17 protein-coding genes are annotated in these 21,051 nt (G+C 73.0%); 6 read left to right on the top strand and 11 right to left on the bottom strand.

Annotated elements, in window-relative coordinates; all coding sequences use genetic code 11:
* Positions 1 to 790 precede the first annotated feature (790 nt).
* Positions 791 to 1,651, top strand: coding sequence for a helix-turn-helix domain-containing protein (locus ACIBG7_RS25100; protein WP_357927555.1), 861 nt, complete (start codon positions 791 to 793; stop codon positions 1,649 to 1,651).
* 61 nt (positions 1,652 to 1,712) lie between these two features.
* Here the strand turns inward: ACIBG7_RS25100 and ACIBG7_RS25095 are convergent, their stop codons facing one another.
* The 5 genes from ACIBG7_RS25095 to ACIBG7_RS25075 all read right to left on the bottom strand — a co-directional run bounded on the left by ACIBG7_RS25095 (position 1,713) and on the right by ACIBG7_RS25075 (position 9,109).
* Positions 1,713 to 4,430, bottom strand: coding sequence for a LuxR C-terminal-related transcriptional regulator (locus tag ACIBG7_RS25095; RefSeq protein ID WP_397337743.1), 2,718 nt, complete (start codon positions 4,428 to 4,430; stop codon positions 1,713 to 1,715).
* A 69-nt stretch (positions 4,431 to 4,499) separates the two neighbouring features.
* Positions 4,500 to 5,102 (bottom strand): GAF domain-containing protein, encoded by a 603-nt coding sequence (locus tag ACIBG7_RS25090; protein WP_357927558.1) that lies wholly within the window; start codon positions 5,100 to 5,102, stop codon positions 4,500 to 4,502.
* Entirely contained in the window at positions 5,092 to 5,973 is an 882-nt protein-coding gene (locus ACIBG7_RS25085; RefSeq protein WP_357927560.1) for a S8 family serine peptidase, read from the bottom strand. Before ACIBG7_RS25085 ends, ACIBG7_RS25090 begins: the two co-directional genes overlap by 11 nt.
* The gene (locus tag ACIBG7_RS25080; protein ID WP_397337742.1) at positions 5,970 to 8,912 is read right to left on the bottom strand and encodes an AAA family ATPase; all 2,943 of its coding nucleotides are present in this window, start codon (positions 8,910 to 8,912) and stop codon (positions 5,970 to 5,972) included. The genes ACIBG7_RS25085 and ACIBG7_RS25080 overlap by 4 nt, the downstream gene beginning before the upstream one ends.
* A complete protein-coding gene (locus ACIBG7_RS25075) occupies positions 8,909 to 9,109 on the bottom strand; it encodes an aroma-sacti cluster domain-containing protein (protein ID WP_357927564.1) in 201 nt (66 codons plus the stop codon). Before ACIBG7_RS25075 ends, ACIBG7_RS25080 begins: the two co-directional genes overlap by 4 nt.
* A 175-nt stretch (positions 9,110 to 9,284) precedes the next feature.
* Here ACIBG7_RS25075 and ACIBG7_RS25070 point away from each other — a divergent pair, with 175 nt between their 5' ends.
* From ACIBG7_RS25070 to ACIBG7_RS25055, 4 genes are all read left to right on the top strand, one after another.
* Positions 9,285 to 9,545, top strand: a complete 261-nt coding sequence (locus ACIBG7_RS25070; RefSeq protein ID WP_357927566.1) for a StsA-related sactipeptide RiPP — start codon at positions 9,285 to 9,287, stop codon at positions 9,543 to 9,545.
* 74 nt (positions 9,546 to 9,619) lie between these two features.
* Entirely contained in the window at positions 9,620 to 11,071 is a 1,452-nt protein-coding gene (stsB, locus tag ACIBG7_RS25065; RefSeq protein ID WP_357927567.1) for a StsB family radical SAM/SPASM domain sactipeptide maturase, read from the top strand.
* Between the two features lie 29 nt (positions 11,072 to 11,100).
* Positions 11,101 to 11,370, top strand: a complete 270-nt coding sequence (locus ACIBG7_RS25060; protein ID WP_357927569.1) for a PqqD family protein — start codon at positions 11,101 to 11,103, stop codon at positions 11,368 to 11,370.
* Positions 11,367 to 12,689: an FAD-dependent oxidoreductase gene (locus tag ACIBG7_RS25055; RefSeq protein ID WP_397337741.1), complete on the top strand. Its 1,323-nt coding sequence runs from the start codon at positions 11,367 to 11,369 to the stop codon at positions 12,687 to 12,689. The genes ACIBG7_RS25060 and ACIBG7_RS25055 overlap by 4 nt, the downstream gene beginning before the upstream one ends.
* Here the strand turns inward: ACIBG7_RS25055 and ACIBG7_RS25050 are convergent.
* The 6 genes from ACIBG7_RS25050 to ACIBG7_RS25025 all read right to left on the bottom strand — a co-directional run bounded on the left by ACIBG7_RS25050 (position 12,625) and on the right by ACIBG7_RS25025 (position 18,834).
* Positions 12,625 to 13,368: a response regulator transcription factor gene (locus tag ACIBG7_RS25050; RefSeq protein ID WP_357927573.1), complete on the bottom strand. Its 744-nt coding sequence runs from the start codon at positions 13,366 to 13,368 to the stop codon at positions 12,625 to 12,627. The two genes, ACIBG7_RS25055 and ACIBG7_RS25050, sit on opposite strands and share 65 nt — an antisense overlap.
* Before the next feature lie 77 nt (positions 13,369 to 13,445).
* Entirely contained in the window at positions 13,446 to 14,639 is a 1,194-nt protein-coding gene (locus ACIBG7_RS25045) for a cytochrome P450 (RefSeq protein WP_397337740.1), read from the bottom strand.
* The gene (locus ACIBG7_RS25040; RefSeq protein ID WP_397337739.1) at positions 14,636 to 15,898 is read right to left on the bottom strand and encodes a TfuA-like protein; all 1,263 of its coding nucleotides are present in this window, start codon (positions 15,896 to 15,898) and stop codon (positions 14,636 to 14,638) included. Before ACIBG7_RS25040 ends, ACIBG7_RS25045 begins: the two co-directional genes overlap by 4 nt.
* On the bottom strand, positions 15,898 to 17,046 hold the full coding sequence (locus ACIBG7_RS25035) for a YcaO-like family protein (protein WP_357927579.1): 1,149 nt from the start codon (positions 17,044 to 17,046) through the stop codon (positions 15,898 to 15,900). Before ACIBG7_RS25035 ends, ACIBG7_RS25040 begins: the two co-directional genes overlap by 1 nt.
* 6 nt (positions 17,047 to 17,052) lie before the next feature.
* Positions 17,053 to 17,865: an ABC transporter permease gene (locus tag ACIBG7_RS25030; protein WP_357927581.1), complete on the bottom strand. Its 813-nt coding sequence runs from the start codon at positions 17,863 to 17,865 to the stop codon at positions 17,053 to 17,055.
* Positions 17,866 to 17,883: 18 nt separating this feature from the next.
* The gene (locus ACIBG7_RS25025) at positions 17,884 to 18,834 is read right to left on the bottom strand and encodes an ABC transporter ATP-binding protein (protein WP_357927583.1); all 951 of its coding nucleotides are present in this window, start codon (positions 18,832 to 18,834) and stop codon (positions 17,884 to 17,886) included.
* 287 nt (positions 18,835 to 19,121) lie between these two features.
* On the opposite strand from ACIBG7_RS25025, the gene ACIBG7_RS25020 reads away from it, so the two are divergent.
* A complete protein-coding gene (locus ACIBG7_RS25020; protein WP_357927585.1) occupies positions 19,122 to 20,936 on the top strand; it encodes a BTAD domain-containing putative transcriptional regulator in 1,815 nt (604 codons plus the stop codon).
* The last annotated feature ends 115 nt before the right edge of the window (positions 20,937 to 21,051 follow it).

The raw sequence follows: 21,051 nt of genomic DNA, 5'->3' as shown, positions 1-21,051 counted from the left end.
CACGACTCCCTCGGGCAAACGTCATCAGCGCGCTCGGTGCTCGGCGCCCGCGCGACCGGCTGTGGTCTCCAGGTGTACGGCGGGGCCCGGCGTTTCAAGCGACGCTCGACCGCGGCCCTCGGGCCGGCCGGGAATGGGGCGATTCCCGAGCGGGCAGGCCGCCGATCCTCCGGCCAACGGGTGCCTCCTTGAGGCGGATTCGCGGCAATGATCATCTCGCGCGGGAGGCGAAATCCGTGATACGAATATCGCGTCCTCCCGCGGCCGGAAGAACTCCGCCGCCCTGGCCGGCTTCCCCGAGTGCGCCCGCCGATCTGGATATAGACAATGAATCCTTACAACGCGAAAATGATCGCGACAAGTAGGATTTCTGTGGGTAGTTCTGCCAGGGATACCCCTGAGAATGGCAGCTTACGTACCGAGTGATCGCCTGTTACCGTCCAGGTGCGTGTGTGGCATACACCTCGTGACCAGCCCGCACGCGAGGGGCGGCCGGAGCCGCGCGGGATCCGGCCGCCCTTCTCACACCGTGGCGCCGGGCCGGGCGCCGGCGGCTCCTCGGCGAGGGAGCCGGCGGCCGGCGGGCAGGTCCTCGGCGCTCACTCGACCCCTTCCCGTTCACCGCCTATTAGGCGTGCCACGGAAAGCGGGGATGAAGGGTTTCGTTGGTATGTTTTGCCTATATCCAAACAATGGACGGAACGAAAGGCGGGGTAATTTCGGTTTCCGCATTTATCGAGAAAGTGTCGCTATTCCGTGAAACGGAGGATAATCTCTACACTTTCGCTTCATGGTCACGGTAACAATCCCATCCTTCGGCGCCTACCTACAGCACCTGCGCCGTGCAACCGTCGCACCAGGATTCACTCCAGACAGCGATTTCCCGCCCCGCCGTCGCCGTAGCCGCGACGAACTCGCCCGCGCCGCCAAGATCAGCGTCAGCTATCTGACCAAGCTCGAACAGGGTTACCCGATCCGTCCGACCCGAGAAGTCGTCGACCACCTCGCCGACGGCCTGGACGTCAGCAGCCAGGTCCGCGAGCACATGCACCACCTGATCACCTACACCTACACCAAGCCCTCGGCCGGCGCGACGAGCGCCACCGCCCGGCCCCCCGCGCTCAGTGACATCACGCCCGAGCAGCGCCGGCACGTCGAGTGGCTGAACCCCAACCTCGCCGCCTGGATCACCGAAGCCTGGTGGGTCCTCTACGGCAACCAGGAGTACCGCCGGATCTACCGGCATCTCGACGAGGTCGGCAACGTGCTGATCTGGTTCTTCGCCGTCCCCGAGTCCCGCACGATCATGGTGGAGTGGGACGTGGAGGCCCGCCTCACCGTCGCCTGGCTCCGCTCCCACATGGTCCACCGGGCCGGCGATCCCGCCTTCCCGGCCCTCCTCGACCGCCTGTCCGCCTTCCCCGAGTTCGTGCGCATGTGGGAGCAGCAGCAGATCCTGATGGGCCGCCACTCCCCCTTCATGCGCATCCGCGACCTCGACACCGGCGCGGAGACCACCCTGCTGGCCAACGTCTTCCGCCATCCCGACCCGACCAACGCCGTCCAGCTCTACGTCGGAGCCCGCCCGCCCGCGCCGGGAACGCTCCGAACCCCCGAACCCGACCACCCTGGGAACGCTCCGAAACTCTGAGCCGCCCCTCGCCTTCGTGCCGGCTCCCGGCACGAAGGCCCAGCGGCCGCCGGGGACGTGACTAGCCGGCGTCGTAGCCGCCCAGCACCCGTTCGAGCGCGTTCCGCCCGGAGACGCCGAGCTTCGCGTACACCCGGCCCAGGTGGTTGTTGACCGTGCGCAGCGACAGGCCGAGCCTCGCCGCCACCGCCCGGCCGGACAGGCCCGAGGCGATCAGCCGGGCCACCTGCAGCTCCCGAGGAGTCAGCGAGGCCTCGCTCGTGGTCAGGTCGGTCAGCGGGGTGCGGGCGCCGTCGCACTCGTCCTGGAGCTCGCGGGCCAGCACCAGCGTCCGTTTCGCCGCCGCGCGCCGCCCGGCGGCGACGTGCAGCCGGTGGGCCGTGGCCGCCGCCTCCGCGGCCGGGAGCAGGTGTCCGAGAGCTCGTAACGTTCCCGCCAGCTCCGTGAGCGCTTCCGCGTCGTCCTCGGCCAGGGCGGCGCACCACGCGGCGAACGCGACGACCGCCTGGTTCCCGGTCTCCTCCGCCAGTTCCCCCAGCCGGCCGCTCACCTGCTTGGCCGCCCCGAACCTGGCCGCGTCCGCCAGCGCCTGCGCCTCCAGGAGCGGTGCTCCCGCGTCCCGTGCGGCCTGGGCGGCTTCGAGCGCCACGGCGACCGCGCCGGGCAGGTCGAGCGCGGCGGCCAGGACCCAGGCGCGGTCGCGCTGGATCCAGCCGGACAGCAGGGTGCCGGGCGGCTCCGGGGCGTCGGCCATCCGGCTCAGCCAGCGGTCGGCCTGGACCGTGTCGCCGGCCATCGCGTGCGCGCCGGCGAGCTCGGCCAGGTAGAGCCGCCGTAATCGGAACGGGTCGTGCCGGTCGAGCAGCACGACCGCCTCTCGGAGGGCCTGTTGCGCCGGCCGTACCCGCCCCTGGGCCTTGGCCACGACGCCGCGGACCGCCGCCCACAGGCCGACGACCGGGGCGGCCTCGGTGGCCGCGGCCTCGCGGTAGCCGTCCTCGGCCGCCTCGGCCGCGGGGGTCAGCGCGCCGCCCAGCAGCAGGGCCAGGCAACGGGTGCCGGCCACCTGGGCCTGGGCCCAGGGGCGGGTGCGCCGGTGGGTGTGGGCGGTGCCGAGCCCGATCCGGCTCGCGTGCTCCACCAGGGGGAGGGCGCCGCTGAGGCCCGCGGCGAAGGCCACCGCCGTGGCGGCCCACAACGTGGCCTGTGCGGGCAGCTCGGGATCCGGCTTGGTCAGCAACCCGCCGCCGAGGGCGAGCGCCCGGTCGACGTGGCCGTCCAGCAGGCTCGTCCAAGCCCGCACCGCCTCCGCCGCCCGCTCACCTCCGGCGTCCCCGTCCGGCCCGCTCGTCCACGCCCGCTCGCCACCGGAGCCAGCAACGGACAAGGGGCCCCAGTAGGTGATCCGTTCGTGCAGCATCGCCCGGCGGCTCGCCTGCGCGAAGCCGCCGCGGCCGGCGCAGGCCTCCGGGCGGGGCAGGGCGGCCGCGGCGGCGGCGTGGCGGCCCTGCGCGGCCAGGATCTCCGCCACGGTGAGGTCCGCCTCGACGCCGCCCCCCGCGGCCCGGGCGGCGAGCGCGAGTTCCTCTGCCTCCCGCAGTTCCAGCCGCTCGGTGGCCCGCCGCGCCGCGGCCAGCAGTTCCTGCGCCGTCACCCCGAGCCCGGCCCGCAACCGCCACCGGGCCAGGTCGAGTGGGTCGTCGGCGCGCCGCCGGGGCGAGACGGCCAGCCGCTCGGCGAGCCGGCCCCAGATGGCCCGGGCCCGCGCGCGCGGCATCCGCGCGCGCACCACTTCCCCATAAGCCGGTACGGCCAGCCGGATCAGATGCCGAGCCCCCGACTGCTCGACCACCACCAGCCCCTGCCGTTCGGCGTTCACCACCGCGGCGACGCCGGTGAGCCGTTCGAGCGCGGGCTGCCCGAGCGGCTCGGCGTAGGCGAGCACCTCCAGCACCTCCTGCACGCCGGGGTCGTCGACCTGCATCTGCGCCTCGATCAGGTCGCCGAGCCGGGCGGTGACCCGAACCCGGCCGCGCAGGTGCCAGGGCCCGTCGTCTCGGCGCAGTCCGCCCTGGTCGAGGCCGGCCTGGACCAGTTCGCGCAGCACCAGCGGGCGGCCGGCGGCCAGGTATCGCAGGGTGCGCCGGGTGACGACGTCGACCGGGCCGCTCAGGCCGCCCTCCAGCAGGAGGTCCGTCTCGCCGTCGCCGAGGGGTCTGAGGTCCAGGCGCAGGGCGAGGTCCTCCTTCCACAGAGCGGTGACCACGTCGGGGGGCGGGGGGCCCTGCCGTACGGTGAGGATCACGAAGGCGCGGGTGTGCAGGGCGAGCTGGTGGACCAGGGCGGCGGAGGCGCTGTCCAGCAGGTGGGCGTCGTCGACGGCCAGGACGGGGCGGCGGCCGGTGGGCGGGTTGAAACGCTCCACGAGCTGGGCGAACAGTGGCCCCGCCGGAGACGGCGGGGCGACCGGGGCCTGGACTTCCGGCGAGGGCCGGACGGCAGGGGGAGCCTGGACACAAAGAGGCAGCAGGGCGCCGAGAGGGAGCGCGCTCGCCGAGCGGCTGCCGGTCGCCCAGGCGGTCGGGTGTCCCTGGGCGCCCAGCCGGGCGAGCGCCTCGCGGGCCAGCCGCGTCCGTCCCAGCCCGGCCGCTCCCACGATCACCACGCTCCCGACGCCGGGCCGCGCCACCGCCTCGGTGATCACGCGCAGCTCGGCCGAGCGCCCGACGAGCGGCCAGGCCCCCATGTCGCTCATGTCGTCCTTTCCGGCTCTGCGCACGCTCGTCACGACATCCGCCATTCTGCTGTGGGATGTCGTTTTGAGCGAGGCGGCGCCAGGACGCGGAGGTCAGGGCTCCAGCAGCGCGCTGGCGATGGCCAGCAACTGCACCGCCGCCGCGTCACGGCGGCCGGGCCGGTGCGGCAGCCGTTGCTCGATCCTGCGCAGCAGCTCATGCGGGTCGAGCGGTTCGGTCTCGCGGCGGCTGCGCCGTACCCGCAGGAGCAGTTCGAGGCCGCAGGCCGCCTGGGTGGCGAACAGCCCGAGCAGTTCCATGTCGTCGAGCTCGCTGCGCGAGGCCGTACGGTCGAGCACCTCGAGCACGCCGACGCACTCCTCGAACCGGATCAGCGGGGCGGCCATGATGGTGCGCGGCACGTACCCGGTGGACTCGGCCGCGTCGTGCGCGAACTGGCTCACCGCGCTGAGGTCGTCGGCGACCATCGGCTGGCCGCTGACCGCCACCCAGCCGGCGATGCCGGTGCCCATCGGGAACCGGCTGCCGACCAGCTCCTTCTCCCCCTCGCCCGAGACCGCCTCGAAGACCAGGTCGCCGGTGTCCGGGTCGACCAGGAAGATCGAGGAGGCGGCCGCGCCGAACATGTGCCGGGCCACCTCGACGATGGACTGCAGCAGCCGGCGTTCCGTGCCGTCGATGTCGTCAGGGGGCATGGGCCTCTCCGTGGGGTCTCGTGGTGTTGTCGGCTGCCAGGTAGAGCACCGTCTTGAGCTGGAAGGGCGTCAGCCAGGGATGCTTGCTCAGGATGAGCGCGCACAGGCCGGTGATGTGCGGGGCGGCGAAGCTGTTGCCGGTGCTCTGGATCTCGCGCCCGCCCCGCCAGGCGACCGGCACCTTGACGCCCCGCGCGTGGAACTCGGCCGGGGGCGCCGGGTTGTAGTAGTAGGTCATCGGGTCGGCCTCGTCGTGGCTGGCGACCGAGACCACCGAGGAGAACATCCACGGGAAGCTGAGCACCGGCATGTTGTGCGCGGCGGCGATCAGCAGGCACCGGCGGAAGTAGGCGCGGTCGGCCAGGTCGTGCAGCGCCTCGCGAAAGCCCGACCGGGTCGTGGACAGGCTCAGGTTGACCAGGTCGTAGCCCTCGTCGATGGCCCAGGAGAGCCCGGTCAGCAACGCGTCGCCGGTGCCGGCCTTGCCGTCGGTCAGCACCCGGACCGAGGTGATCGAGACGCCGGGGGCGACCGACCTGATCACGCCGGCGCAGGCGGTGCCGTGCCCGGCCGGGTCGACCGGTTCGCACTCGGCCAGGACCAGCCGGCCGTCCTCGCCGCGGACCACCTCGACCGCGCGTTCCAGGCCGCCGATCCTGGGGTGCGCGCCCTCCACGCCGGTGTCCACGACGCAGACGCGCACGCCCGACCCGTCGGAGCCGCCCCAGGCCCACTCCTTGGTCACCTCGGCGAGCGGGCTGACCTCGAAGCTCTCCGGCGCGGCCCGCGTGGTGGCCAGGCCCCAGGCGGGCACGCCGGGAAAGTGAGCGCGCTGGTCCCTGCGCCAGGGCGGCGTGCTCGTCGGTGTCATGGACAAGGTTCCCCTATTCCGTTCACGGACATCCAGCCTCGGACTCGGCGCACCAGCAGGCGCGCGCCCTTGCTCAGGTAGGCGTCGAGCGCACGGCGGGCCGCGGCGGCGGGGTCCCGCGCGGCGGCGTGGTGGATCTGCGCGATCTCGAAGAGGGCGTCGCCGTGCAGGCAGGGATCGTCGGTGGCGGCGAGCAGCGCGTCCAGGAGCTCGGCCGTCTCCAGCGCCCGCCTGTGGTCGCCGTCGAGGGAGGCGATCCTGGCCCGTACGGCTGCCGCCGTCACCTCACCGCGCAACTGGCGGGGAACCGCCTCCGGTGTGGCCAGCTCGGCTTCGGCCTGCCGTACCTCGCCGAGCCGGAGGCTCTCGCGGGCGGCGTAGACCGCCAGCGTGGAGGCGGGCGGCTCGTGCCCGGCGGCGCGCAGCGCGGCCCCGGCCCTGACGAACAGCTCGCGGGCCCGCTCGTGCCGGCCGCCCAGCGACTCGACCAGGCCGCGCGCCTGGGTGATCGCGATGGTGGAGAGGCTGAGGCGCAGCTCGTCGGCGCACCGGGCGGCGGTGTCGAGCGCCTGGTGGGCGTGGTCGAGGTCGCTGGACAGGGCCAGCAGCCTGGCCCGGGCGACCAGCACGGGCACCAGCAGCGAGCGGTCGCTGGCGAAGCGGGCCAGCAGGTCGGCGCAGAGCGCGAGGCCCTCGGCCACCGGGGTGGGCGACCACTGGAGCAGCTCGCAGAGCCCGCCGAGCAGCCGGTCCTCCTCGTAGCGGTCGCCCATGGCCCGGGCCCGCACCAGCCCGGCCCGCAGGGCGTGCTCGGCCGCGCCGAACCGGCCGTCCTCGCTGTGCACGAGCGCGTCGAGCAGGTGGAAGCGGCACCAGCTCAGCTCGTCGTCGCCGTCCGCGGCCAGCCGGACGCGCAGCGGCTCCAGCAGCGGGGCCCGGTCGCCCGAGCGCAACGCGAGGATCTCCCGCTGGATCGCGCAGGTCAGCGCGTTGCGCGGGTCGCCGGGCAGGAGTTGCTCGGCGCGGTCGAGCGCGGCGGCGGCCTGGGCGTTCTCGCCCCGGGCGAGGTGCGCGTCGCTGATCCGGACGGCCAGCGAGCGGTGCTCGTCCCGGCCCGCCGGGAGCACCTCCCGGCCGCCTTCCAGGAGCGCGATGGCCGCGGGCAGGTCCTTGCGGTGCAGGGCACGGCCACCGTCGGCGATGAGCGAGGCGGCGGCCCGGTCGGTCAGCGCGGGCAGCAGCGGGTCGCCGGGCCGTACCTCCCGGGTGAAGCGGCAGGCGGTCAGCAGGTGGTGGCTGACGTCGCCGGGGAAGGCGGCGTCGCTCAGCTCGGCCAGCGTCCTGTGCCAGTCGGCCCGCAGGTCCTTGCTGGTCAGCGCGTAGACGGTCTCGCGGGTGAGGGTCTGGGTGAACTCGTAGCCGCCCGGGCGGGGGCCGCGCCTGATCAGCCGCTCGCGCTGGAGCCGGCGCAGCGGCGTGGCCACGGCCGGCAGGCCCGCGTCGAGCAGCGCGCCCACCTGGTCGGCGGTGAAGGACTGGCCCACGGTGGCCGCGCGTTCCAGCACCTCGCGCTCCGGGCGGTCCAGCCGGTCGAGCCGGGCGCCGAGCAGTGCCTGGACGGTCGGCGGCAGGGAGCCGTCGCCGTCGGCCACGGTCTCCAGCATCAGCTCGGCGAACAGCGGGTTGCCGTCGCAGCCCGAGGTGACGCGCCGGTGCACCTCGTCCTCGGCATGGGCGAGCACTTCGGCGCGGCCCGCGAGCAGCTCGGCGACGAGCCGGGCGGTGTCCTCGGGGTCGAGCGGCCCCACTTCCAGGGCGGCCGTCCCCGCGCCCCAGGCGGGCCGGCTCTCGTACAGTTCGGGCCGGGTGACGCAGACGAGCAGCACCGGCACCTCGCCCAGCCAGGCCGCGCAGTCCTCGATCAGGTCGAGCAGGGTGGGCTCGGCCCATTGCAGGTTGTCCAAAACCACGACCAGCGGCCGGCGCGCGCCGAGCGCCTCGAACAGGGTGCGCACCGCTCCGGCCGTCTCGGCGATCCCGGCGCCCAGCCCGCGCAGGACGCCCGCGCACTCGGCCCCGACCAGCTCGTCGAGGTCGAGCGCGTCCACCATCTCCGCGATCGGCCGGTAGGTCGCGCCGACGCCGTAGGACGGGCACCGCCCGGCCAGCACCGCCACCTCGCCCGGCAGCTCCTGCAGGAACTCGCGGACCAGCCGGGACTTGCCGATGCCCGGCACGCCGTGCACGGTGACCATGCCGCACCGCCGCTCGGCCACGACGCGCTCGTGCAGCAGGGTGAGCTGCCGCAGCTCCGCCGCCCGGCCGACCAGCGGGACCGAGTCGGTCTCGGGCTCGCCGCGCTCCGGATCGACGGTGATCAGCCGCCAGGCCCGCACCGGCCTGCGCTTGCCCTTGAGGGTGAGCGGCGGCACCTCCTCCAGCACCGCGTGCTGGCGCACCAGCCTGGCCACCTCGTCGCCCAGCAGGATCTCGCCGTCCCCGGCCGCCGACTGCACCCGGGCCGCGGTGTTGACGGTGTCGCCGATCACCCGCACGTCGGCGCCCGGGCTCTCCACGACCATCACCTGGCCGAAGGCCACCCCGCAGTGGGCTCCCAGGCTCACCCCGTGCGTGGGCGCCAGCTCCTCGCTCAGCCGGCGCACCGCCGCCAGCGCCCGCTCGGCGGCCAGCACCGCGCGGAAGGCGTCGTCCTCGCGGCTGACCGGGACGCCGAAGACCGCCATGACCGCGTCCCCGATGTACTTCTCCACCACGCCGCCGCACTGGAAGATCTCGGTACGGCAGGCGTCGTAGTAGCGCTCCAATATCTGCAGCAGCAGCTCGGGGTCGAGCCGCTCGGCCAGCTCCGTCGAGCCGACGATGTCGATGAACAGGACCGCGACGTTCCTCCTGACGGGCCGCTGGTCCCGGGCTCTCATAAGAGCTTGAGCTCCTGGCCCTCGACCTCGCCCGCGACGTCGTCGAGCCGCTGCTTGATCGAGTTGAGCAGGGCCACCTCGGCCTCGCTCAGCTCGGCGAAGACCCGCTGCTGCCGCTCGTCCAGGAGATCGACGGGATGGCCGGACGCCCGCAGCCTGTCCAGTGCGTCGAACGCACCCGATCCGCTTCCCGTCATCGCTTCATCCCATCGCGAGGGGTCGTCTTGAGACCAGCCTGGAACGCCCGGGCCGCGCCCGCAATCCCACGTTCGTGGGCGGTCTTAGCCCACGTTTGTGGGGTTGTCCGACCCTCGCGCGGCCAGCCCATACTCAACCTGCAACGCATCTCATCCAGCACAGAGAGGTGAAGGCATGGCCTTCGATCCGCAGGAAGCTCTGCGTCAAGCCGGCATCGTCAGCGGCCCGGTCGCCAGGGAGGTCGAGGAGGCGTTCGCCACCCTGACCCAGGAGGAAGTCAACCTGCTCATCGGCCTGAAGGAGCGGTTCCCCGCCCAGGCGCTGTCGGCCGCCGGCTGGTCCCGGCCTGAGGTCGAGGTCCACAGCCTCGACGCCGCGCAGTCGTGCGCGTGCGGTATCTGGTCCGGCTCCGGCAGCGGCGTGGACCCCCAGTAGTCCCAGCGGCTCGCGGGCGCGGCGCCGGCCAGAACACGGCGCCGCGTCCGCATCCAGGAATCGAAGGGTTACGCATGCCTGGCAAGCTGGCCGGAAACCGTGCGCTGTTCGACGTGCCGGAAGATCTCACCTACTTCTCGCACGAGGGAAACTACCTGGTCATCAATCCGCAGATCGGCGGCCGGTGCGTGCTCACCCCGCAGGAGTTCGGCGTGCTCCAGGCGCTGACCCGGGTGGCGGAGCCGCTGCCGGCGACGGCCGAGACCGAGCGGGCGCTGGCGAAGCTGATCCTCAACTGGATCGTCTACTACGACCGGCCGCGGCCCAGCATCCAGACCACGGAACCTCCGCTGGTGCAGGTGTACTACGCGATCACCGACGGCTGCAATCTCCGCTGCCCGTACTGCTACGCCTCCTCGGAGAAGTGCCTGCCCGGCGAGCTCAACACGCAGCAGTCGCTGGACCTGGTGACGCAGGCCGCCGAGCTCGGCGCCAAGTACATGATCTTCACCGGCGGCGAGCCGATGCTCAGGAAGGACCTGTTCCAGGTCGTCGAGCACGCCAACAGCCTCGGCATGAAGTCCAACATCGTCACCAACGCCACGATGATCAGGAAGCCGGCGCAGGCCAAGCGCTTCGCCGAGCTGTTCACCCAGGTCACCATCAGCGTCGACGGCGGCACGGCCGAGACCCACGACCGCACCCGCGGCGAGGGCTCGTTCGACCGGACGCACAAGGCGCTCAAGCTGCTCAACGCCGAGGGCGTGGTGCCGCAGATCAACCACATCGTCACCTCGGAGAACGTGGACGAGCTCGAGGGCTTCGCGGCGTTCATGGACGGCGTCGAGGTGGCCGACATCCGGCTGATGTACCACAACAACCTCGGCCGGGGCGCGGACGACGAGTACGAGTTCGGCTTCGCCGACCACATGCGCATCCAGAAGCTGGTGTGGACCTCGCCCGCGCTGGGCAAGCTGCGGCCCGACGGCCCCCGGCCGACGCCCGCGTGCACCGTCCGCGCCAACTGCGGCATGGGCGGCAACGAGATCTACATCAACTCGCTCGGCGACGTCTACCCGTGCAAGCTGGTCACCGGCCGGGAGCACTTCGCCGGCAACCTGCGCCGCCAGTCGCTGCGCGAGATCTTCGAGGGCGACCTGCTCGCCGAGATGCGCAACAGCACCGTCTTCGGCGGCGGCTACCACGCCGACTGCGCCAAGTGCTACGTCAAGCCCTTCTGCGGCGGCGGCTGCCGGGCCACCCACCTGTCGGAGAGCCTCGACCTGCGGCGCAACAGCCGGCCCAACTGCCGGATCCTGCGGCACGGCGTCACCACCCACCTGTGGCTGGAGACCGGCATCGGCACCGCCGTCCTGGCGGCCAACAACGACGAGATGACCAAGCCCCGCCTGGTCGCCGGCGACGCCGTCCATCCGGTCTACGAGGACTGGAAGAACTACACCCCGCCCAAGCCCGCGCCCCGGGCCGTCAAGGTCGGCGAGCTGCTGCCCATCACCCCCGTCTAGAACAACCCGTCTAATACAAGAGGTGCAGAGTGTCACTCCGGATCAGCGAGGCCGTCATCTGGCAGGACACCGGCGACGGCATCTCGCTCTACCACAGCGAGACCGGCGACTTCCACAGCCTGAACGAGACCGGCTCCCGGATCTGGGAGCTGGTCGCGAGCGAGGGTGAACGGGAGAAGATCATCACCAGGCTGGCCGAGGAGTTCGCCGGGGACAACGCGCTCGTCACCGTGCGCATCATGCGGGACGTGGACGAGTTCCTGACCGGCATGGTCGCGCAGGGCCTGCTCGAAGCGTGACCAGGGCGGTCGTGCTGGGCGGCGGCTTCGCCGGCGTGCTCGCGGCCACCGTGCTGGCCCGGCACGTGGACGAGGTCGTCGTCGTCGAGCGGGACCGCTACCCCGCCGCGCCGGCTCCCCGGCGGGGGCTGCCCCAGTCCCATCACAGCCATGTCCTGGTCACCGGCGGCGCGCGGGCGCTGGAGACGCTGCTGCCGGGCACGCTCGACGAGCTGTACGCCCACGGCGCGCACCGTCGCGGCCTGCCCGGGGACTCGCTGATCCTCACCGGCGACGGCTGGTTCCACCGCTTCGACTGCGCGGCCTATTTCGTCTCCTGCAGCCGCGGCCTGTTCGACCACGTCGTACGGCGCCGCGCCGCGGCACGGGTCGTCGAGGGCGTCCAGGTGCTGGGCCTGACCGGCGACGCCCGCCGGGTGACCGGCGTCCGGGTGAGCCCCGGGGAGACGATCGCGGCCGACCTCGTCGTGGACGCCACGGGCCGCCGCTCCCAGGCTCCTCGCTGGCTGGAGGCCATCGGCGGGCCGCCGGTCGAGGAGGTCACCGTGAGCACCGGCCTGGCCTACGCCACCCGGATCTGCGCGGCCCCGCCCGGCCTGGCCGACGTCCCGGCGATCATGCTGCATCCGGGCGCCGGGCTCGACCGGGGCGCGACCCTGCTGCCGTTGGAGGGCGGCCGCTGGGTGGTCACCCTGACCGGCACCCAGGGCTCGGCCCCGCCGCTGGACGAGGCCGGTTTCCAGGCGTTCGCCCGCTCCTTGCGCGACCCGGTCGTGGCCGAGCTGCTGGCCCTGACCACGCCTCTGGGCCCGATCCGGCCCTTCCGCGACACCGCCAACCGCCGGCGCCTGCTGGAGCGGGCGCCGCTGCCGGCCGGCTTCGTCGCGCTCGGGGACGCGGTCGTGGCGGTCAACCCGCTCTACTCGCACGGCCTGTCGATCGCCGCGCTGAGCGCGTTGCGCCTGGACCACGAGCTGAGGGCGGGGATCGGACCCGGCCTGCAGGCCGCGCTGGCGGCGGAGGCCGAGCCGTCCTGGCGGATGGCCGTCGAGCGCGACCGGTACGTCAACGGCGAGGCCGCCGGTCCGCCGCCGAGCGCCCACGCGCTCAAGGTCAGGGCGAGGCTGGCCCGGGCCCGGCTGGGCAGCGCGGAACTCGGCGCGGAGCTCTTCCACGCGCAGGCGCTCATCCCCGCCCCGCCGCCGGACCGGCTCGCCAGGTTCAAGGCGCTGGCCGGGGACCCCGCTCCGCTGCTCACCGCGGACCAGGCTCGCCGGCAGTACCCGCTGTTGTGCCCCGATGCAGCGAGCCTCCCGTGAGCAGGCCCGACTCGTAGGCGATGCCCACGGCGTGCGCCCGGTTCCGCGCCGACAGCTTGGCGAGGATCCTGGCCAGGTGGGAACGGACCGTTCCGGCGCCGATGCCCAGCTTGTCGGCGATCTGCAGGTTGGACAGGCCGCCCGCGACCAGCGCGAGCACCTCGGCCTCGCGCCGGGTGAGCGGGGAGAGCCGGTGGTCGACGCCGTTGATCAGCGCCGGGATGCGGTCGCGCAACTGGGTGATCATCGTGCTGGAGATGACCGTCAGGCCCGCCGCGACCTGCCGGATCGTCGGGACGATCTCCCTGATCAGGGCCTCGCGGTGGACGAAGCCGGCGGCCCCGGCCTGTAGCGCCCGGGCCAGCAGGTCCTCGTCCAGCGTCTCGGAGACCAGGACCACCCGGGTCCGGCCCCGCGCCCACGCGGTCAGGGCCAGCACGAACTCGATCTCGTCCGCGTGCCCGAGCGCCGCGTTGACCACCGCCACCGCGGGCCGGTGCCGGGTGATCAGCTCGCCCAGCCGGTGCGTGGCCGTGGCCTCCCCGAGCACGACGAGGCCGTGGCCCATGTGCAGCACGCCCCGGAGCCGGGTGCGCGTCTCCCTGTCCTGCTCCCCCACGACGACCCGCAGCACCGGCAGCGGCTCGGCCGTGGAACTCGATTCATCCAGGTGTGCCACGCTGATCCGTCCGGGGTGAGCGAGTCTGAGCGCCAGGACGTTACGCGCCGCCGCCCCCGCCCGCCAGAGCAGGCAGGCTACTCACCCCCCGGCCCGGCGCGGCGCATACTCAGACGCAGCGGCAGTCCGCGCAACGACCGCACCAGCAGGCTCGGCCCCCACTCCACCGCCTCCGGCGCCACCGCCAGGGAGATGTCGCCGAACCGGGCGAGCAACGCGCCGAGCGCGGCCCTGGCCTGCCGCCTGGCCAGGGCCGCGCCGAGGCAGAAGTGCGCGCCATGGCCCAGCCCGAGGTGCCGGTTGGGTGTGCGGGCGATGTCGAAGACGTCGGGGTCGGGAAAGACGTCGGGATCCCGGTTGGCCGCCAGCAGCAGGGGCACCACCACGTCGCCGCGGGCGATCACCTGGTCGCCGAAGCGGACGTCGGCCAGCGCGTACAGCGGCCTGGAGTGCCCCACCGGGCCGTTGAACCGCAGCACCTCCTCGATCGCGGAGTCGAGCAGCTCGGGCCGGGCGCGCAACCGGCTGAGCTCGGCCGGGTGGCGCAGCAGCTCCAGCATCGCGATGCCGATCAGGCTGACGGTCGTCTCGTCCCCGGCGAACACCATCTGGAAGACGCTGGAGACCAGCTCGGCCCGGCTCAGCTCGCCGCTGGCCGCCAGCCGCGACAGCAGGTCGTCGCGCGGCTCGGCGCGGCGCTCGTCGATCTTCCGGTTGACGTGGCCGAGAAACTCCATCCCGGCCCGGCGCGCGGCCGGCACGTCCTGGCCGAGCATGGCGTCGCTCCAGGCGCGGAGCCGGCCGCGGTCCTCGGCGGGGAAGCCGATCAGCTCCGCCACGATCAGGATGGGCAGCGGCAGCGCCACCGCCTTGATCAGGTCGCACTCGCCGGACAGCGGGGCGACCAGCTCGGCCACGCACCGGTCGATGCGCTCGGCCAGGGCGGCCATGCTGCGCGCGCTGAACGACGGGGCCAGCAGCCGCCGCAGCCTGGTGTGGTCGGGCGGGTCCAGGTTGAAGACGTTGCGCCGGACCATCGGCAGCGTGTCCTGCTCCCAGCGCCGGTGGATCTCGGCCAGATCCGGCGGCAGCCGGTCGAGCTGGCGGCCGAGCTCGGGGGCCTGCAGCGCGCGCTGCACGTCGGCGTACCGGGTGAGGTACCAGAACGCCCGGCCCGAGGCGTCCACCCGCCGTTCCACCGGCGCCCGCCGCCGCATCCGGTGGAAGCGGGCGTGCGGGTCGGCCACGTCCAGGCCGGCCGCGAAGCTCATCGCCGCCGCACGTCCAGCGCGAAGAAGCGGCTGACGGTCCGCCCGAGTTCCTCCAGCCCGCCGAAGCCGCGCCGGGCCATCTCCACCTGGCTGCCGCCCCAGTGCCGCAGGAACAGCCGCCCGCAGTAGGCCGGCGGCGGCACCACCACGCGGCCCAGGGCCTGCTCCGCCGCCTCGTCCGCCTCCGCGACCAGCTCCGACCACCGTTCCCACTCGGCGTGCTCGCGCAGCTCGGCCACGACGGCGGGCCGCCAGTCGGTGCACCGCCACAGCGGCCAGACCCGCACCATCACCAGCCTGAGCTGCTCGGCCGTCGGCAACTGCGCTTGCTCCGTCGCGCTCAGCCGGCCGGTCAGCGCGGCCGGCAGGTCCCCTTCGACGCCCAGCTTGGCCGCCACGTAGGCCTCCAGTCCGTCCGGCCCGGCGACCTCCGCCAGCAGGCCGGTCAGCACCCGTTCGTGCAGCTCGGGATAGCCGCTCCAGTACAGCCGGGCGGCGTCCAGCACGTCCAGGTCGGAGCGCCACCGGCCGGGCGCGTACTCCCGCCGGGTCCGCCACCGCAGCACCTCGGCGGGTCCGGTGCCCAGCGACCGGGCCTCGACCGTGACCGGTCCGGGCCGCTCCTCGCCCACCGCGCGCAGGGCGGCCAGCGCGTCCAGGCGCTTGCGGTCCCAGTCCCCGGCGGCGATGGCCTTCTCCAGCGTGCGCAGCGCGTCCATGGCGTCCGGGCCGAGCGCCTGGGCGAGCTCGGGCCAGGTCCGGTGCGAGAAGGGGCGCTCCTTGGCGGTCCGGACGATGCGCCCGGCGAGCTCCTCGGTCAGCTCGCCGCGGCGGACCGCCTCCCGGCAGCCGTAGCGGAGGTTGACCAGGGCGATCGTGAGCGCCGGGTAGCCGACCTCCTCGGGGCCGTGCACGATGGCGACCTCGTCGTCGCCGTCCACCTCGCCGGAGGCGTACTGGTCGTAGACGACGCCGATGCCGCGCATGCCGTACGGACCGAGTTCGGCGGCCCGCAGGGCGCCCATGCTCGCCGCGCCGATGACGGTGACGCCCTCGGCCAGCAACCAGAGCAGCTCCTTGTGGCCGACGGACAGCCGTTCGCGGTAGTAGCCGTCGATGATCACCGCGGTGTCGCCGGGGCTCCAGCGTTCGGCCAGCAGGTCGCCGCGCGCCACCGGCGGCCGGGTCAGCGCGCCGGGCAGCACCTCGCGCACCTGGCCGGGCGCGAGGGTGGGGCCGGTGTAGACGACGGTCTGCACTAGAACTCCTCCGGGGCGAGGCGGCATCCTGGCGCCACCACTCTGGCCACGGGCACGCCGACGTCGTCCCTGGTCAGGTCGGTGAACAGCGGCGCGTGGCCGAAGGCGGCCGTGGCGCGCCCGACCACGTCCCGCAGGTCGTCCACCAGGCTGGCGTTGGCCGTGACCCGGGCGATCGGCTCGGCCGCCTCGTCCGAGCCGGCCCGGCGGCGCTCGCCCATCGAGGCGTAGGCGTTGGCGTGCAGGTCGTCGCGAGCGCCGGAGATGTAGGCCAGCCGGGCCTGCGCGGCCTCGGTGACGGCCCGGGTGAGCGCGATCTCCGAGCTCAGATGGCAGCCGAAGCCGCGGAAGTGCATCGGGTAGTCCGGGCAGGTGATCTCGGCCAGGAAGCACGGCAGCCCGGTGGCCGAGGGCATCCACCTGACCTCCAGATCGACCCCGGCCCTGGCCAGCAGCTCGCACAACCGGTCCACGACGGGCGAGCCGAGCGAGGCGGGATCGGCTCTGACCCCTCTGGTACGGCTGCGCAGCCCGAGACTGACCGCGTCGCGCTCGATCACCTCGTACAACGCGTGCAGTACCGCTTCCACCAGCGTGTTGCCGCTGGCCAGCCCGTTGGAGGAGACCGCGAAGACGGGCGCGTGCCAGCCCCGGCCGTGGTCCATGGTGACGGTCACCAGCTCCTTGGGCAGGAGGGCGGGCTTGCCGTCGGCCAGCGAGGTGGCCGCGACCCACTCGATCGGCAGCCCGTCGTGCAGCAGGCTCGGCTCGGCCCTGGGCAGCTCGCCCAGGTCGTAGCCCAGCTCGCCGGCGACCTCGCGCGGCGGGGCGGTGAGCGCGGGCGGGAAGGGCTGCTCGGCGTGCCAGAGCTCGATCGCCTCCATCATCGCCGACAGCTTGGCTAGCTCGGCGGTGATGCCCTTGCCCTGAGAGACGGCGAGCGTCCTGGCGGTCGGCCTGATGGCCTGGTAGGTCGGGATGCCGATGGTGTCCAGCCAGGTCAGGTCGGCCACCCGGGTGATGCCGGCCCGACCGGCCGCGCCCCGCGCCATGGCCAGGGTCTGCGCCGGATCCTTGGCTCGGTCGGTTCCGGGCAGCCGGACCTTGACGTCATCGGCCTGCGTAGGCAGCCACACGATGCCGCTCACCCCGCCTCAGAGGTTGCGGGCCCGGTTGAGCAGGGCCCGGCCGCCGATGGTGTAGCCGACGATCGCCATCGCGGCCATCACCAGCATCGGCTGCCAGGCCGCGCCCAGCCCGAAGAGGGAGGCGTCGCGCATGCCGTTGATCGCGTAGGTCAGCGGGTTCACCACGGAGATCCACTGGATCACCGCCGGCATGCTCTCGACCGTGTAGAGCGAGGGGGCGGCGAAGACCAGCACCGGCATCGAGACGTTCGACAGCACCATGAAGACCTGGTGGTCGGTGACGGTGATCGCGGCGGCCAGGTAGAGGCCGTTGAAGGCCAGCGAGGTGAAGACCAGCATCACCAGCAGGCCGAGCCAGCCGCCCGCGGAGAACGGGAAGTCGAACAGCAGCGCCGCCACGCCGAGGCCGAGCAGGGTCTGCGCCATCACCAGCGACAGCCCGGCGATCAGCTTGCCGAGCAGGAAGCGGGAGCGGCGCAACGGGTAGGACCAGAGCTGGGTGGCGACGCCGGTGGTCTCCTCCTGGAAGACGGCCATGCCCGCCGTACCCGCCGCGCTGACCACCGACATGGCCAGCGTCATCGGGAGCAGGAAGATGGTGAAGGGCAGCTCGGCGCCACGGTAGGTGACGTTCTGGACCAGGTTGCTGAGCGAGGTGTTGACCAGCAGCAAGTAGATGAGCATGGGGGTCAGGCCGACGATCAGGTAGACGCGGTTGCGGGCGAGCAGCGCGTACTCGCGGTAGACGACCGCGAACAGGTCGGACACCCGGCCCCGCTGCACCGGGGGCTTGTTCTGGAAGCTCAGGACCGCGGCCACGTCACTCCTCGCTCTCGGTCATCGGGTCTCGGCCGGCTCTGCCTCGGCACGCTCTGTCACCGCCGGCACGGCGGTCTCCGTCCTGCCGGATTCGGTCATCCGGAGGAAGACCTCCTCGAGGGAGTCGGTCGCGGTGGCGACCCCGCTGATCGCCACGCCGTGGGCCTGGCAGTGGCCGGCCAGGCCGGGCAGGACGTCCTGCACCCGCGCGCCCTCGATCCGGACCTCGGCCTCCTGGGCCTTGACCACCAGCCCGGCCGCCTCCGCCCACGCCACCACCACGCCGCTGCTCGCCGGGTCCTGCACGGTCACCACCAGGTGCGTGGTGCCGAACTCCTCGACCAGCTCACGCGGCTTGGCGAAGCGCATCACCCGGCCGTGGTCGATCACCATCACCCGCTGGCAGTTACGTTCCAGCTCGTCGATGTGGTGGCTGGTCCACAACACGGTCACGCCGTGCTCGTCGCGCAGCCAGGTCACGAACCGCTCGACGTGCCGCCGGCCGCCGACGTCGAGACCGGCCGAGGGCTCGTCGAGCACGAGCAGCCGCGGGATGGTGAGCAACGCGCGCACGAGCTGGAAGCGTTGCCGCTGGCCGCCGGAGAGCTGGAAGCAGAAGCGCGGCAGCGCCGGGGTGATGCCGAGGTGCTCGACCAGTTCGAGCGCCCACGGCCGGACCTCGCGCCAGCGCAGGCCGCGGAAGTGCGCGGCGATCTTGAGGTTGTCCAGCGCGGAGAGCATCAGGTCGAACGGGCCCACCTGGTGCATCGCGCCGATCGAGGTCTTGGCGGCCAGCGGCTGGCGGACCGGGTCCACGCCGAAGAGCCGGAGCCGGCCCGAGGTGGGTGCGGTGACCCCGCAGATCATCTTGATCAGGGTGGTCTTGCCCGCGCCGTTCGGGCCGAGCAGCCCGATGGTCTCGCCCTGCGCGATCTCGAAGGAGATGCCGTCCACTGCCCGGCGATCCATGCGCCGATACTGTTTGACCAGATTCTCGGCTGTCACGACGTCGTCCGTCACAACCCCCACCTCTCCCGCCTCGGGCAGCAGTGCTGGTTGAGTATCGCTCTCCGTGACGCGGGGGCGACAACCCCACGAATGTGGGCGTTGGGGATTCGCCGGGCGGGGGCCGGCGTCCATCTGCCAAACGACAGAGGGGCGATTGTGCGTCCACGCCGGTCCAATGATCATCGGCACATGGACGAGTGCGACCGGCCGGCCCGCATGCCCGTCACACCAGAGGTGGTGGACCCCGAGTGAGTTCGGAGACCGAGCCCTACACCCTCACCCTGCCGGCCAGTCCCGGTCTGGCCTGGCAGTTGCCCGAGGAGAGCGACCCCGCCGTCGCGCTGCCGTGCGTGGTCCTCGCCGACCGGGCCGGGCTCACCGAGTTCGCCGTGCTCCAGCGCGGCCTGCGCACGCTCGGGGTGCCGAGCCTGCGCATCGACGCCGAGGCCGTCGACGACCTGCGCATCGCCGCGGACATCGCCGACCGCTCGCTCACCGTCAACGGGCGCCGCATCACCCCCACCGTCACCTGGGTCCGGCACTTCTCGCCCCGGGCGATCCAGAACTCGGCGAGCTCGCCCTTCAGGGCCGACTCCTGGTGCGCGCTGGTCGCCCAGATGTCCCGCCTGGCCACCCACCACCTGCCCGGCGCACCAGAGCTCGGGCGGCTGGTGCAGCTCGACGACGCCACCCGGGCCGGGATCCGCACCCCGCGCACGATCGTGACCACGGATCCGGCGGCGGCCAGCGCCCGGCTGCCCGGCGACCGGGTCATCGTCAAGGCACTCGACGGGCACTTCGTCGAGACCGAGCCCGGCACCCTGGCCGGGGTCTTCCCGGAGGTCATGGACGCCGAGGTGGCCGGCAAGCTCGCCGTCCGCGACGCCCCGATGATCGTCCAGGAGTACGTGGACCATGGCGTCGAGCTGCGCGTCTACTACCTGGACGGCGAGATCAGGGCCTTCCGGGTGGGCAAGGCCTCGCCGGAGGCGATCTGGTGCGACGCCGACTCCGTCTCGGTCTCGCTGGTCGCCGTGCCCGAGGCGGTGGCCGGAGCCGTCCGGCGGCTCGCCGAGCTCTGGGGCCTGCGCTACGGCGCCTTCGACTTCCTGATGACCAAGCAGGGACCGGTGTTCCTCGAAGCCAACTCCGACGGCGACTGGCGCTGGTTCGAGGGCAAGGCGGGGGTGGACGAGGTCTCCATGGCGGCGCTCGCCATGGTCAGGACCCTGCACTCGCAGTCGGCGCCCAAGGCCGGCGCCCCCATCGACCTGGCCGGATTCCTCACCCTGGGGACCGGCAGGTGCGCGCCGGCCAAGAAGGACAAGCCCGCGATGGACGCCAGCGTGCTTGGAACGCTCGAAATCCGGATGGACGGCTCGCTGGTCCGGATCAGCGCGCGCAAGGCCAGGCTGCTGGCCGCCATCCTGCTGCTCAGCCCCAACCAGGTGGTCGCCACCGACCAGCTCATCGACTCGCTCTGGGGCGAGCGGCCGCCGGCCACCGCGCGCAAGAACCTCCAGGTGTACGTCTCCGAGCTGCGCCGGCGCGCGGGTGACCGGATCTCCTACCAGGGCTGGGGCTACCGCCTGGACGCCGCTCCCGACGAGCTCGACCTGCTCCGCTTCCGCGACCTGGCCGGGACGGGACGCGACCTGCGCCGCCGGGGCGACGGCGAGCGGGCGCGGACCGTGCTCGACGACGCGGCCCGGCTGTGGCGCGGCTGGCCGCTCGCCGAGTTCTCCGGCGTGCCGCTGATCGACGACGCGGTGAGCCGGTGCACCGAGCTCTACCTCACCGTCAACGAGGACTGGGCCGAGCTGGAGATCGAACGCGGCCGGCACGTCGAGGTCCTGACCCGCCTCGACGACCTGGTGTCCTACTTCCCGGCCCGGGAGCGGCTGGTCGCGGCCCGGATGACGGCGCTCGTCGGCTGCGGGCGCACGCCCGAGGCGCTGTCGCAGTTCGAGAGCCTGCGCCGGCACCTGGCCTCCGAGCTCGGCATCGACCCCAGCCCGGTGTTGCGCAAGATCTACGACGGCATCCTGCGGGGCCGCCCCTAACACCCCAAGTCCGGACTTGTCAGCAACTGACCACATAACCGGCAGTTTGGCCTCGCCATACCGCTGCTTAAGCGGTTCCTCCTAGCGTGAGCCCCGAGGTCCTTCCAGCCGGGGA

The sequence above is a fragment of the Nonomuraea sp. NPDC050328 genome (assembly GCF_044459405.1).
Lineage (GTDB): Bacteria > Actinomycetota > Actinomycetes > Streptosporangiales > Streptosporangiaceae > Nonomuraea.
This window is presented reverse-complemented; position numbering and strand designations above follow the sequence as displayed.

Bases quoted from the DNA above. Each gene is read 5' to 3' on its own strand.
- ACIBG7_RS25100 (WP_357927555.1), top strand. From the start codon at position 791: ATGGTCACGGTAACAATCCCATCCTTCGGCGCCTACCTACAGCACCTG.
- ACIBG7_RS25090 (WP_357927558.1), bottom strand. From the start codon at position 5,102: ATGCCCCCTGACGACATCGACGGCACGGAACGCCGGCTGCTGCAGTCC.
- ACIBG7_RS25085 (WP_357927560.1), bottom strand. From the start codon at position 5,973: ATGACACCGACGAGCACGCCGCCCTGGCGCAGGGACCAGCGCGCTCAC.
- ACIBG7_RS25080 (WP_397337742.1), bottom strand. From the start codon at position 8,912: ATGAGAGCCCGGGACCAGCGGCCCGTCAGGAGGAACGTCGCGGTCCTG.
- ACIBG7_RS25075 (WP_357927564.1), bottom strand. From the start codon at position 9,109: ATGACGGGAAGCGGATCGGGTGCGTTCGACGCACTGGACAGGCTGCGG.
- ACIBG7_RS25070 (WP_357927566.1), top strand. From the start codon at position 9,285: ATGGCCTTCGATCCGCAGGAAGCTCTGCGTCAAGCCGGCATCGTCAGC.
- stsB (WP_357927567.1), top strand. From the start codon at position 9,620: ATGCCTGGCAAGCTGGCCGGAAACCGTGCGCTGTTCGACGTGCCGGAA.
- ACIBG7_RS25045 (WP_397337740.1), bottom strand. From the start codon at position 14,639: ATGAGCTTCGCGGCCGGCCTGGACGTGGCCGACCCGCACGCCCGCTTC.
- ACIBG7_RS25025 (WP_357927583.1), bottom strand. From the start codon at position 18,834: ATGGATCGCCGGGCAGTGGACGGCATCTCCTTCGAGATCGCGCAGGGC.